10 protein-coding genes are annotated in these 12,397 nt (G+C 72.3%); 5 read left to right on the top strand and 5 right to left on the bottom strand.

Annotation, left to right across the window (positions count from 1 at the left end; genetic code table 11):
• Positions 1-11 precede the first annotated feature (11 nt).
• Positions 12-740, top strand: coding sequence for a tyrosine-protein phosphatase (locus Cs7R123_RS15110; protein ID WP_244871838.1), 729 nt, complete (start codon positions 12-14; stop codon positions 738-740).
• A gap of 184 nt (positions 741-924) precedes the next feature.
• Here Cs7R123_RS15110 and lysS read toward each other — a convergent pair whose 3' ends face one another.
• Both lysS and Cs7R123_RS15100 read right to left on the bottom strand, forming a co-directional pair.
• Positions 925-2,664, bottom strand: a complete 1,740-nt coding sequence (gene lysS / locus Cs7R123_RS15105) for a lysine--tRNA ligase (protein WP_212827081.1) — start codon at positions 2,662-2,664, stop codon at positions 925-927.
• An 82-nt stretch (positions 2,665-2,746) separates the two neighbouring features.
• Complete coding sequence (locus tag Cs7R123_RS15100) at positions 2,747-3,481, bottom strand: sensor histidine kinase KdpD (protein WP_244871837.1); 735 nt, start codon at positions 3,479-3,481, stop codon at positions 2,747-2,749.
• 81 nt (positions 3,482-3,562) lie between these two features.
• Here Cs7R123_RS15100 and Cs7R123_RS15095 point away from each other — a divergent pair, with 81 nt between their 5' ends.
• The gene (locus Cs7R123_RS15095; RefSeq protein ID WP_212827079.1) at positions 3,563-4,312 is read left to right on the top strand and encodes an NUDIX domain-containing protein; all 750 of its coding nucleotides are present in this window, start codon (positions 3,563-3,565) and stop codon (positions 4,310-4,312) included.
• A gap of 148 nt (positions 4,313-4,460) precedes the next feature.
• Here the strand turns inward: Cs7R123_RS15095 and fdhD are convergent, their stop codons facing one another.
• Both fdhD and Cs7R123_RS15085 read right to left on the bottom strand, forming a co-directional pair.
• Positions 4,461-5,300 carry a formate dehydrogenase accessory sulfurtransferase FdhD gene (fdhD, locus tag Cs7R123_RS15090; RefSeq protein ID WP_212827077.1) on the bottom strand — a complete coding sequence of 280 codons (840 nt, stop codon included), beginning with the start codon at positions 5,298-5,300 and terminating at the stop codon, positions 4,461-4,463.
• The gene (locus Cs7R123_RS15085) at positions 5,300-7,570 is read right to left on the bottom strand and encodes an FdhF/YdeP family oxidoreductase (RefSeq protein ID WP_212827075.1); all 2,271 of its coding nucleotides are present in this window, start codon (positions 7,568-7,570) and stop codon (positions 5,300-5,302) included. The genes fdhD and Cs7R123_RS15085 overlap by 1 nt, the downstream gene beginning before the upstream one ends.
• Positions 7,571-7,682: 112 nt before the next feature.
• Here Cs7R123_RS15085 and Cs7R123_RS15080 point away from each other — a divergent pair, with 112 nt between their 5' ends.
• The 3 genes from Cs7R123_RS15080 (at position 7,683) to Cs7R123_RS15070 (ending at position 11,432) form a co-directional block, all read left to right on the top strand.
• The gene (locus tag Cs7R123_RS15080) at positions 7,683-7,976 is read left to right on the top strand and encodes a hypothetical protein (protein WP_212827073.1); all 294 of its coding nucleotides are present in this window, start codon (positions 7,683-7,685) and stop codon (positions 7,974-7,976) included.
• 200 nt (positions 7,977-8,176) lie between these two features.
• The gene (gene ctaD / locus Cs7R123_RS15075) at positions 8,177-9,901 is read left to right on the top strand and encodes a cytochrome c oxidase subunit I (RefSeq protein WP_308442884.1); all 1,725 of its coding nucleotides are present in this window, start codon (positions 8,177-8,179) and stop codon (positions 9,899-9,901) included.
• Between the two features lie 286 nt (positions 9,902-10,187).
• Positions 10,188-11,432, top strand: coding sequence for an MFS transporter (locus tag Cs7R123_RS15070; protein ID WP_212827071.1), 1,245 nt, complete (start codon positions 10,188-10,190; stop codon positions 11,430-11,432).
• A gap of 145 nt (positions 11,433-11,577) precedes the next feature.
• Here the strand turns inward: Cs7R123_RS15070 and Cs7R123_RS15065 are convergent, their stop codons facing one another.
• Positions 11,578-12,381: a DNA-formamidopyrimidine glycosylase family protein gene (locus tag Cs7R123_RS15065; RefSeq protein ID WP_212827069.1), complete on the bottom strand. Its 804-nt coding sequence runs from the start codon at positions 12,379-12,381 to the stop codon at positions 11,578-11,580.
• Positions 12,382-12,397 lie beyond the last annotated feature (16 nt).

The following is a 12,397-nucleotide window of genomic DNA, read 5'->3' as shown; positions in this document are numbered from 1 at the left end:
AGTCGGGCGGTGTGAGCAGACATGTCCCGTTCCAGCGCGTACGCAACTTCCGTGACCTCGGCGGCTACCGGACGGCCGACGGCCGCACCGTGGCCTGGGGGCGGCTGTACCGGTCGGACACGCTGGGCAAGTTCGACGACGACGACTGGGCGGCCTTCCTGGCCCTGGGTGTGCGCACCGTGATCGATCTGCGCTACCCGTGGGAGATCGAGCGCGGCGGCCGGGTTCGCGAGCACGACAGCTTCACCTGGCACAACCTGAGCGTCGAGCACCGGCCGTACAAGCAGGCCAGCCAGGGGCCGGAGGTCGACCCGGTGCCGTTCCTGGCGGGCAAGTACGCCGAGGTGGCCGAGGACGGGGTGGCGGAGCTGGCCACGGCGCTGCGGCTGATCGCCGGGGAGGGCGACGGGCCGCTGGTGTTCCACTGCTACGCGGGCAAGGACCGGACCGGGATCGTGGCGGCGCTGGTGCTGTCGCTGCTGGACGTGCCCGAGGACGTGATCGTCGCCGATTTCGCGCTGACGGGCCTGATCACCGAGCATCTGGTGGCGGACATCACGGCCCGGATGGGGCGGCCGCCGGTCTGGCCGGGATACGGGCGGGCGCCGGAGGGGGTCATGCGGCTGTTCCTGGCGGATTTGACTGAGCGGTACGGGTCGGTGCGCGGGTACGCCGAGCAGCGGCTGGGCGTCGACGAGCCGCTGGTCCAGGCCCTGCGCACCCGCCTGCTGGAACCCTGACCCCCGCCCCCGTCATCCCGCCATCCCGCCGCCCCGCCGCCCCGCTCCCGCCCCGTCTTTGAAAGACGTTGGCCTATCTCATCGACTCCGAGAAGATCGAACTCGATGAGATAGGCCAACGTTTATGTAAAGCGGGTGGTGGAGCCGGGTGGGCGGGACCGGAGCGGTCAGGCCGCGGTGGGGGTCAGGCCGCGGCGGGGGTCAGCAGGGTGCGGACGCGGTCCGGGCCGACCGCCAGCAGCAGCGTGGGCAGGCGCGGGCCGGTGTCGCGGCCGACCAGCAGGTGGTACAGCAGCGCGAAGAACTCCCGTTGCGCCGTCTTCAGCTCCGGCGTCGGCTTGACGTCCGGCGGCAGCCCCAGCATGACCTTCGGCACGCCGTACACCAGGGTGGTCAGGCCCTCCAGGGACCAGTGCTCGTCGAGCCCGGCCAGCAGCAGCCGCAGCGACTCCCGTTCGGTCTCGCCGAGTTCGGCCAGCCGCGCGGTGTCCGGCCCGGCCAGCACGCGGGTGCGCTGGTCGGCGGGCACGTGCGTGGTGATCCAGCGCTGGGCCTTGTCCAGGCGGGGCCGGGTCTCGTCCAGCGAGGCGACCGGGTCGGCCGGGTCGAGGTCGCGCAGGATGCGCAGGGTCTGCGCCTCGTCGCCGGTGGTGACGTCCACGATCGAGGCCAGGGTCCGGTACGGCAGCACGTGCGGCGTGACCGGCAGCAGCCCGGCGGCGGTGCCCACGGCGCGGGTGTACGCCGCGGCGTCGGCCGGGGTGGCGGTGCCGTCGCCGACCTTGCGGCCGAGGGTGTCCCACTCGTCGTACAGGCGCTGGATCTCCTGGTCGAATGCGATCTTGAACGACTGGTTCGGGCGGCGGCGGGCGTACAGCCAGCGGAGCAGCGGCGGCTCCATGATGTCCAGCGCGTCGGCCGCGGTCGGCACGCCGCCGCGCGAGCTGCTCATCTTGGCCATGCCGGAGATGCCGACGAAGGCGTACATCGGGCCGATCGGCTGCTCGCCGCCGAAGATCTCGCCCACGAGCTGCCCGCCGACCTGGAACGACGAGCCGGGGGAGGAGTGGTCCACGCCCGAGGGCTCGAAGATCACGCCCTCGTACGCCCAGCGCATCGGCCAGTCGACCTTCCAGACCAGCTTGCCCCGGTTGTGCTCGGACAGCCGGACCTGCTCGGCGTGCCCGCAGGCGCAGGTGTAGTCCAGCTCGGTGGTCTCGTCGTCGTACGCCACCACCGTGGTCAGGTCGCGGTCGCACACCGAGCAGTACGGCTTGTACGGGAAGTACCCCGCCACGGTGTTGCCGTCGTCCTCGCCGGCTGCGCCCGAACCTTCGGCGGCCTCCGCGGCGGCGGCCGCCTCTTCCTCGTCGAGCTTGCCCGGCTGGGCGCCCCCGGCGGTGCGGTTCTTGGTGCGGTAGCGGTCCAGCACCGCGTCGATGCGGGCCCGCTCGCGCATGGCCAGCAGGATCTGCTCGCGGTACTTGCCGGTGGTGTACTGCTCGGTCTGGCTGATCGGGTGGTACTCCACGCCCAGCTGCGCCAGCGACTCGATCATCGGCGCCTTGAAGTGCTCGGCCCAGTTGGCGTACCTGCTGCCGGCGGGGGCGGGCACCGAGGTCAGCGGCTTGCCGATGTGCTGCGCCCAGGTCTCGTCGATGCCCGGGACCCCGGCCGGGACCTTGCGGAACCGGTCGTAGTCGTCCCAGGAGATCAGGTGCACACACTCGTGGCCGCGGCGGCGGATCTCGTCGGCGACCAGGTGCGGGGTCATCACCTCGCGCAGGTTGCCCAGGTGGATCGGGCCCGACGGGCTCAGGCCGGACGCGCAGACGATCGGTTTGCCCGGCGCGCGACGCTCCGCCTCGGCGATCACTTCATCCGCGAAGCGGGAGACCCAGTCGGCCTCGGGGCTTACAGCCACGACCAGCACGTCCTTTCCGTGAGTTGAGGGTGTCCCCCCATTCTCCCGGATGCCGTGAACGGGTTTTACGCCCGCCCCGGACTCATCCCGCCAGAGTGTGCGAGGGCAGCACCACCGAGGCGGCGATGCCGCGCTCACCCGCGGGCTCCAGCTCGACCCGGATGTCGTGCCGCTGGGCCAGCCGGCCGACCACCCCGACGCCCATCTGCCGGACCGTGATCGCGCTGGGCGGGGTCGGCTGGGCCAGGCGCTGGTTGAGTTCGCGCAGGCGCGCCGGGGGGATGCCGATACCCCGGTCCTCGATCAGGATGACCGCCCGGTCCGTGACGCGCCGCACCTCCACCAGCACCTTCGTGTCGGGCGCGGAGAACGCGGCCGCGTTGTCGAACAGCTCCGCCAGCAGGTGCACCAGGTCGTTGACGACCGGGGCGGCGACGACCAGGCCCGGCTCGACCACCCCGAACTCGATCCGGCGGAAGTCCTCCACCTCCGAGCAGGCGCCCTGGAGCACCTCCTCCAGCGGCACCGGATCGCGGCGGATGCGCGCCGACTCGCCCCCGGCGAGCACCAGCAGGCTCTCGTCGTTACGCCGCATCCGCAGGGCCAGGAAGTCCAGCTCGAAGAAGTTCTTCAGCCGCTCCGGGTCGTGCTCCTGCTGGCCCATCCGGTCCAGGCAGCCGATGAGCCGGTCCACCATCGCCTGCGAGCGCCGCGACAGGTGCAGCAGCATGTCGACCGTCTCGAGGTGCGCGTCCTGGGTCGCGGGGTCGGTCGGGTCGGCCATGGTGATCACTCCAGTGACGTTGACGGTGACCAAGGCGCTTACGTACTGGCGCAGACTCAACCATGCCGCCGGGCGGGTCGACAAGCGCCCCGGTCACCGGTCAGGCTGTGAATCATGACGGTTCCGGACCGCGATCGGGTCAGCGCGCTCCTGCTCGACGCCGACGAGCTGATCCTGCTCCGCCGCACCCGGCCCGAACAGCCCGAGCCGTACTGGGTGACACCCGGCGGGGGCCGGGACCGGCACGACGCCTCGCTGCTGGCCGCGCTGCTGCGCGAACTGGACGAGGAACTGCGCGCCGTGGTCACGCCACCGGTGCCGCTGACGATCCGCGACAGCACCGGCCCCGACGGCCGTCGCCTCATCCGGCACCATCTCTACGCGTGCCGCCTGGTCGAGATGGACCCCGCCAACCGGTACGGCCCCGAGTTCGCCAACCCGGCCAAGGGCACGTACGACGTGGTGCGGGTGCCGTTCACCCTGCCCGCGCTGGCGGCGCTGAACCTCCAGCCCGCCGTGCTGCGCGACTACCTCGGCGGGGCGGTGGACCTGGTCCGGCGGGCGGCGCGGGACGGGCGGGCCTCCTACCGCGTCCGGTTCGCCGCCGACGCCCGGCCCGACCGGCTGCGGGCCGCCCTCGCCGAGGCGTACGGCGCGGACGACGCGCTCGTGCGGCTGGAGCCGGGGGACGGCGGCGGCTGCGACCTGCTGGCCGGGGACGAACTGGCCCGGCTGACCGGCGCGAGCGAGCTGGAGCTGGCCACGCGCCTGTGCCGCCTGGCCGCCACGTCCGCCCTGGTCACCGACGGCCCCGACCACTGGCGAGTCGCCCCCGACGGGTCCTACGCCCCCGCCTCCCGCTGACTGGCGTTCGTGCAGTTTCGGGGAAAGTGCAGGAATCACGGCCCGCTTTCGTGCACTTTCCCCGAAACTGCACGAACCGCGTGCGGGGCGGCGCGCGGCGCGCGGCGTGGCGCCCGCATGGCGGCGTGGCGCGGCGGCGCGGCGCGGGTCAGGTGAGGCGGTCCGGGCGGGTGTAGACGTTCATGGTCGGGCCGCGCAGGAAGCCGACCAGCGTCATCCCGGCCTCGTCGGCCAGGTCGGCGGCGAGCGTGCTGGGCGCCGACACCGCGGCCAGGACCGGTATCCCGGCCAGCCACGCCTTCTGGGTCAGCTCGAAGCTGGCGCGGCCGGAGACCAGCAGCACGTGCCCGGCCAGCGGTAGCCGCCCGGCCCGCAGCGCGGCGCCGATCACCTTGTCGACGGCGTTGTGGCGCCCGACGTCCTCGCGTACGGTCACCAGCTCCCCGGCGGCCGTGAACAGCCCGGCCGCGTGCAGGCCGCCGGTGCGCTCGAACGTGCGCTGCGCCCCGCGCAGCCGGTCGGGCAGCCCGGCCAGCACGGCCGGATCGACCGCCACCGGGTCGGCGGCGACGTCGTGGCGCGAGCGCACCCGGATCGCGTCGATGCTGGCCTTGCCGCAGACCCCGCACGAGCTGGTGGTGTAGAAGTTGCGCTCCGTCCCCGCCTGCGGCGGCGGCACGTGCTCGGCCAGCACCACGTCCACCACGTTGTAGCTGTTCTCGACCTCGGCTCCGGCGCACAGCTGGGCGGTGTGCACGTCGTCCGGTGCGGTGATGACGCCTTCGGTGAGCAGGAAGCCCAGGGCGAGGTCGAGCTCGTCGCCGGGGGTGCGCATGGTGACGGCCAGCGGCGGGCGGGGCCCGCCGCGGTGCCCGACCCGGATCTCCAGCGGTTCCTCGGCGGCCAGCGTGTCCGGGCGGCGCGCGGCGGACGCGCCGCCGGACAGGTCGATCCGGGTGACGGCACGGCGGTCGCTGGCCCGGCCCATCAGCGCGTACGCAGCCTGACGACGACCTGCTTGGACGTCGGGGTGTTCGATTCGGCGGCCGTGGAGTCCAGCGGCACCAGCACGTTCGCCTCGGGGAAGTACGTCGCCGCGCAGCCGCGCACGGTCGGGTACGCGATCACCCGGAACGACTCGGCGACCCGCTCGCCGTCGGCCCACTCCGACACCAGGTCGACGACGTCGCCGTCGGCCACGCCGAACTCGCGCAGGTCGTCGGGGTTGACGAAGACCACCCGGCGGCCCGCCTTCACCCCGCGGTAGCGGTCGTCCAGGCCGTAGATCGTGGTGTTGTACTGGTCGTGGCTGCGCAGCGTCTGGAGCAGCAGGCGGCCCGGCGGCACCGTCAGCACCTCCAGCGGGCTGGCCGTGAACCGGGCCCTGCCGTCCGGGGTCGGGAAGCGGCGGTCGTCGCGCGGCGGGTGCGGCAGCGTGAACCCGCCGGGCACGCGCACCTTCGCCTCGAAGTCGGCGAAGCCGGGCACGGTGTCGGCGATCAGGGCCCGCACCGAGCGGTAGTCCTCGGCGTACGTCTCCCACGGGACGGTGGAGTCGGGCAGCAGGTGCCGGGCCAGCCCGGCCACGATCGCGACCTCGGAGCGCAGCTGCGGCGCGGCCGGTTCGAGGCGGCCCTGCGAGGCGTGCACGCACGACATCGAGTCCTCGACCGTCACGAACTGCTCGCCCGAGGCCTGCACGTCGCGCTCGGTGCGGCCCAGGCAGGGCAGGATCAGCACGGTCTGCGGGTCGGCGGTGACCACGTGCGAGCGGTTGAGCTTGGTGGACACGTGCACGGTCAGCGCGCACGAGCGCAGCCCCGCCTCGGTGACCCCGGTGTCGGGCGAGGCGGCGGCGAAGTTGCCGCCCAGCGCCATGAACACGGTCGCCTGGCCGTCGCGCATGGCGCGGATCGCCTCGACCGTGTCGTACCCCCGCCGGGCCGGCATCGGCAGCGACAGCGACTCGCCGAGGGCGCCCAGCCACGACGGCGGCTCGTGCCAGATGCCCATGGTCCGGTCGCCCTGGACGTTGGAGTGGCCGCGCACCGGGCACAGGCCCGCGCCGGGCAGGCCGATCATGCCGCGCAGCAGCTGCACGTTGACCACCTCGCGGATGGTCGCCACCGAGTCGCGGCCCTGGGTCAGGCCCATCGCCCAGCACACGATGGTGGCGGGGGAGCCGGCGAACAGCCGCGCCGCGGCCTCGATCTGGTCGCGGTCCAGGCCGGTCGCGGCGTGGACCAGGTCCCAGTCCAGCTCGCGCAGGGCGTCGGCATAGGCCTCGAATCCCGCCGTGTACGACGCGACGAAGTCCTCGTCGACCGTGCCCCACGACAGCAGCAGCGAGCCGATCGCCTGGAACAGGGCCAGGTCGCCGCCGACCCGGATCGGCAGGTGCAGGTCGGCCAGCGGGGTGCCGCCGCCGACCAGCCCGCCGACCTTCTGCGGGTTCTTGAACCGCATCAGCCCGGCCTCGGGCAGCGGGTTCACTGAGATGATCTTCGCGCCGTTCTTCTTGGCGAGCTCCAGGGCGCTGAGCATGCGCGGGTGGTTGGTGCCCGGATTCTGGCCCACCACCGCGATCAGCTTGGCCCGGTGCACGTCCTCCAGGGTCACCGAGCCCTTGCCCATGCCGATGGTGCTGTTCAGCGCCACCCCGGACGACTCGTGGCACATGTTGGAGCAGTCCGGCAGGTTGTTGGTGCCGTACGCCCGCGCCATCAGCTGGTAGAGGAAGGCGGCCTCGTTGGAGGTGCGGCCGGAGGTGTAGAACAGCGCCCGGTCCGGCTCGATCGCGCGCAGGTGGTCCGCGGCCAGCGTGAACGCCTCGTCCCAGCCGATCGGTGTGAAGTGCGTCGCGCCCGGTCGCTTCACCATCGGCTCGGTGAGCCGCCCCTGCTGGCCCAGCCAGTAGTCGCTGCGCCCGGCCAGGTCGGCCACGGCGTGCTCGGCGAAGAACGCGCGGGTCACCCGGCGCAGCGTCGCCTCCTCGGCCACCGCCTTGGCGCCGTTCTCGCAGAACTCGAAGTGGGCCCGGTGCGCCGGGATGGGCTCCGGCCAGGCGCAGCCGGGGCAGTCGAAGCCGTCGGCCTGGTTCATCTTGAGCAGGGTGAGGGCGGAGCGGCGTACGCCCATCTGCGCTCCTGCGGCGCGCAGGCCGTGCATCACCCCGGGCAGGCCGGCCGCGCTGTCCTTGGGTGCACGCACGGTCAGGTCCTGGTCACCGACATCGTCGCGGGGAGGCTTCTTCGCCATACCTAAGACCATCTCACGTTTCCCGCGATGCGAAGCCGCCGGTGGGCGTCTAGCCTGTGGCGGTCGCCGGCACCCCGGCCGGCGTGATCCCATCCCCTGGGGAGGACGATCGATGAAGGACTGGATCGCCGGTCTGCTGGCCGTGCTCGGGACGCTGCTGATCCTGGCCGGTGCGACGGTGACCGTCGTGAAGACACTCACCCCCGATCCGGGCGCGACCGCCGCCCTCACCACGGACCCGCTGGGTGCGACCGCCGTGGCCGCGGGCAGCCGGTTCACCCGCTGGCTGCACCGCATCAGCGCGGCCGACCGGCTCATCGGCTGGGGCGTGGTGCTGCTGGTGCTCGCCGCGGTCGCCGCAGGCGCGATCTCGCTCAATCTCAGCGCCGCCGCGGGAACTCGCTGACCAGCGACACGCCGAACGTGAACGGCGGCCCGGCCCGCGTGACCGGGCCGCCAACCTACACCGTTCGGCGCGGCTAGGTGCACCCCGTGCTCCCAGGCCACCTGCGAAGGATTATTCTGCCTCCGAGGTACGCCTCAACTGATCAATCCGGCGGCGGCGCGCAGGCGCCAGGCGGCCGGGCCAGCCACAGGAGGCCACACGTGACCACCGTCGCACCGCAGCCGATCGCGACGCGGCCCTACCCCGTGCGTAAGCAGGTCAAGGGTTCGGCGCTCGCGCGTCTGCTGCGCACCACGGATGCGAAGCAGATCGGGATCATGTACATGGTCACCGCCTTCGTGTTCTTCATGATCGGTGGCCTGCTGGCGCTGCTGATGCGCGCCGAGCTGGCGAAGCCGGGAATGCAGTTCCTGACGCCGGAGCAGTACAACCAGCTGTTCACGATGCACGGCACGATCATGCTGCTGTTCTTCGCGACGCCGATCGTGTTCGCGTTCGCGAACTACGTGGTGCCGATCCAGATCGGTGCGCCGGACGTCTCGTTCCCGCGCCTGAACTCCTTCGCGTACTGGCTGTACCTGTTCGGCGCGAGCCTGGCCACCGCCGGGTTCATCACGCCGGGCGGCGCCGCGGACTTCGGCTGGTTCGCGTACGCGCCGCTCAACGACGCGATCAACTCGCCCGGCATCGGCGCCGACATGTGGATCGCCGGCCTGGTGCTGTCGGGTCTGGGCACCATCCTCGGCGCGGTCAACATGATCACCACGATCCTGACCCTGCGCGCGCCCGGCATGACGATGTTCCGTATGTCGATCATGACGTGGAACATCCTCGTCACCAGCCTTCTGGTGATCATGGTCTTCCCGCTGCTGGCCGCCGCGCTGCTGGCCCTGCTGGCCGACCGCCGCCTCGGCGCCCACGTCTTCGACCCCGCCACCGGCGGCCCGATGCTGTGGCAGCACCTCTTCTGGTTCTTCGGCCACCCTGAGGTGTACATCGTCGCGCTACCATTCTTCGGCATCATCTCCGAGGTCATCCCGGTCTTCAGCCGCAAGCCGATCTTCGGCTACACCGGTCTGGTCGCCGCGACCCTCGGCATCGCCGCGCTGTCGATGAGCGTGTGGGCGCACCACATGTTCGCCACCGGCCAGGTGCTGCTGCCGTTCTTCTCGTTCCTGAGCTTCCTGATCGCCGTGCCCACCGGCATGAAGTTCTTCAACTGGATCGGCACCATGTGGCGGGGCCAGATCACCTTCGAGACGCCGATGCTGTTCGCCGTCGGCTTCCTGGTGACCTTCCTCTTCGGCGGCCTGTCGGGCGTGCTGCTGGCCAGCCCGCCGATCGACTTCCAGGTGTCGGACTCCTACTTCGTCGTCGCGCACTTCCACTACGTGCTCTTCGGCACCATCGTGTTCGCCGTGTACTCGGGCATCTACTTCTGGTTCCCGAAGATGTTCGGCCGCATGATGGACGAGAAGCTGGGCAAGGTCCACTTCTGGCTGACCTTCATCGGCTTCAACGCCACCTTCCTGGTGCAGCACTGGCTCGGCGCCGAGGGCATGCCCCGCCGGTACGCCGACTACCTGCCCACGGACGGCTTTACCTTCCTGAACACGTTCTCGACCATCGGCGCGTTCATCCTGGGCGCCTCCACGCTGCCGTTCATCTACAACGTGTGGAAGTCGTACCGGACTGGCCCGATCGTGACCGTGGACGACCCGTGGGGCCACGGCAACTCGCTGGAGTGGGCGACCAGCTGCCCGCCGCCGCTGCGCAACTTCGACAGCATGCCGCGCATCCGCTCCGAGCGGCCCGCGTTCGACGCGAAGTTCCCGCACCTGGCGGTCAGCACCGGCACCAAGGCCCCGGTCATCGAGGCGCCGAGCTACTCGCACGGCCGCCACGGCGGCGACCACGAGGTCTGACCCACCACCTGCTTCACCCGAGGCCCCGGCCCGCCGCATCCCGGCGGGCCGGGGCCTCGGCCGTTCGGCGGCGCCGCGCCGCGACCGGTGCGCGCCGCGGCGCGCACCGGCGGCAAGATCGGCGTTTGCGGTCGAAGTGTGCGGCCTGGCGTGACTTCGTGACCGGCGATGGCGATCAAGGCGGCGGCGATCAAGGTGACGGGAATTACCCCGGGTCAGCCGGTAAACGGATTGCCTGAAAGTCGGGGGTGTCGGGCACCATGGTCGGCTGGAGGTAACAACCGCAATGACCATCGAGCCTTACCGCAAGATTCTCGGCCTGCCCGGCGTACGTGCGTTGCTGCTGGTCGGGCTGGTGGCTCGGATCCCGGTCATCGCCACCGGCATCGTGCTGACGCTGCACGTCGTCAACACCCTCGGCCTCGGCTTCGCCCAGGCGGGCCTCGTCGGCACCGCGTCCACCCTCGGCTCGGCGATCGGCTCCCCGATCACCGGCCGCATGATCGACCGGTACGGCCTGCGCCCCGTCCTGATCACCACCACCGCCGCGCAGGCCCTGTTCTGGCTCGCCGCGCCCCGCCTCGGCTACGCGGTCCTGCTCGGCGCCGCCGCGATCGCCGGAGTGCTGGGGCTGCCCGTGTTCACCATCGTCCGGCAGAGCCTGGCCGCGATGGTCCCCGCCGACCAGCGCCGCCCCGGGTTCGCGCTGGACTCGATGGCGGTCGAGCTGTCGTACATGGTCGCCCCGGCGGGGGCCGTGGCCGCGGTGAGCCAGTTCGGCAGCCGCCCGGTCATGATCGCCGTCGGCGTAGGGGTGGTGCTGGCCGGGGTCGCGCTCATCGCCCTCAACGCGCCGACCCAGGCCCCGGTCGAGGACGGCGAGTCCGAGGCCGCCGTGCCGCGCCGCCAGTGGCTGCGCCCCCGCGTGATCGCCCTGTTCGCGCTCACGGCGTCGCTGACCTTCGTGCTGACCGCCTCCGACCTGTCCCTCATCGCGGCGCTCAAGGGGTCCGGCCAGCAGAACTGGGCCGGTGTCGTGATCGCGATCTGGTGCCTCTACTCCCTGATCGGCGGCTTCGTCTACGGGGCGCTGCACCGCAACGTGTCAGCGGCGCTGCTGGCGGGCGGCCTGGCCGTGCTGACCGTGCCGGTCGGGCTGGCGGCCGGAGCACCGTGGTGGGCGGTCTGCCTGATCCTGATCCCGTCGGGTGTGCTGGTCGCGCCGTCGCTGTCGGCCACCATCGACACGCTCAGCTCGTGGGTGCCCGCCGGGTCGCGCGGCGAGGCGATGGGCCTGCACGGCACCGCCCTGACCATCGGCGTAGCCGCAGGCGCGCCCTTCGCCGGCGCGATCATCGACTCGGTCGGCCCCGGCCGGGCCTTCGCCGCGGCGGGCCTGGTCGCCCTGCTGCTCCTGGCGGTGGCACTGCCCTTCTGGCGCTCCGGCGCCGATCTCGCCCCCGCCGGTGCTCCCGCCCCGGCACCGCCGCACGAACCGCTGACCGAACCCGCCCCCGGCCTCGCCACCTAGGCCGCGCCCCTCACCGGCCGCGCCGCGCCACGCGCGCCGCCGGGCGGCGGCCGGTGCAGTTTCGGGGAAAGTGCTGGAATCCGCACCAAGATTCCTGCAGTTTCCCCGAAACTGCAGGACCCGAGCCCGTGCTCGTCGTCGTTCCTTACCCCGGGGTGGGGGTGGGGCGGGGCTGGCAGCGGGGGCACCAGTAGGTGATGCGGTCGCCGTCGCCGTCCTTGCTGATCGGGCCGTTGCAGTTGCGGCAGGGCTGGGCGCGGCGGCCGTACACGTAGCTGGTCTCGCCGCGGCGCAGCGAGCCGGTGGTGGTCTGGGTCCAGCGGCCCCGGTTGTGGGCGAGCAGCCGCTGCGCCAGGTCGACCACCCCGGGCAGGTCGGGGACCTCGCCGACGGGGGTCCACGGCCAGACGCCGCGCAGGAACAGCACCTCGCACTTGTACAGGTTGCCGATCCCGGCCAGGTTGCGCTGGTCGAGCAGTGCCGCCGCGATCGGGGCGGCGGGGTCGCGGGTCAGGCGGCGGACCGCCTCGGCCGGGTCCCAGTCCGGGCCGAGCAGGTCGGGGCCGAGGTGGCCGACCAGGCGCTCCTCCTGCGCGGTCGGCACCAGCGCCAGGTCGTGCAGGTGGAAGCCGACGGCGGTATGGTCCCCGGCGCGCAGCACCACCCGGATGGTGTGGGCGGGCCGGGCGTTCCAGCGCTGGCCGGGGCCGTACACCCGCCAGGCGCCCTCCATCCGCAGGTGCGAGTGCAGGCTCAGCTCGCGGCCGCCCGCGGTGCGCAGGCGCAGCAGCAGGTGCTTGCCGCGGCTCAGCGACGCGACGACCTCGGCGCCGGTCAGGTCGACCACGGCCAGTTGCGGCACCCGGAACTGCGCCCCGGTCAGCGTGCGCCCGACCAGCCCTTCGCGCAGGAGCTGCGCGGTGTTGTAGACGGTGTCGCCTTCGGGCATACCCCCATCCTGCCCG

The sequence above is a fragment of the Catellatospora sp. TT07R-123 genome (assembly GCF_018327705.1).
Taxonomy (GTDB): Bacteria; Actinomycetota; Actinomycetes; order Mycobacteriales; family Micromonosporaceae; genus Catellatospora.
The sequence above is the reverse complement of the archived record's forward strand: the minus strand, read 5'-3'. Positions and strand labels throughout refer to the sequence as shown.

What these genes read in the sequence shown, in the direction of transcription:
- Cs7R123_RS15070 (WP_212827071.1), top strand. Translation starts at nt 10,188, where the DNA reads ATGACCATCGAGCCTTACCGCAAGATTCTCGGCCTGCCCGGCGTACGT.
- Cs7R123_RS15095 (WP_212827079.1), top strand. Translation starts at nt 3,563, where the DNA reads ATGACGGTTCCGGACCGCGATCGGGTCAGCGCGCTCCTGCTCGACGCC.
- Cs7R123_RS15085 (WP_212827075.1), bottom strand. Translation starts at nt 7,570, where the DNA reads ATGGCGAAGAAGCCTCCCCGCGACGATGTCGGTGACCAGGACCTGACC.
- Cs7R123_RS15065 (WP_212827069.1), bottom strand. Translation starts at nt 12,381, where the DNA reads ATGCCCGAAGGCGACACCGTCTACAACACCGCGCAGCTCCTGCGCGAA.
- Cs7R123_RS15080 (WP_212827073.1), top strand. Translation starts at nt 7,683, where the DNA reads ATGAAGGACTGGATCGCCGGTCTGCTGGCCGTGCTCGGGACGCTGCTG.
- fdhD (WP_212827077.1), bottom strand. Translation starts at nt 5,300, where the DNA reads ATGGGCCGGGCCAGCGACCGCCGTGCCGTCACCCGGATCGACCTGTCC.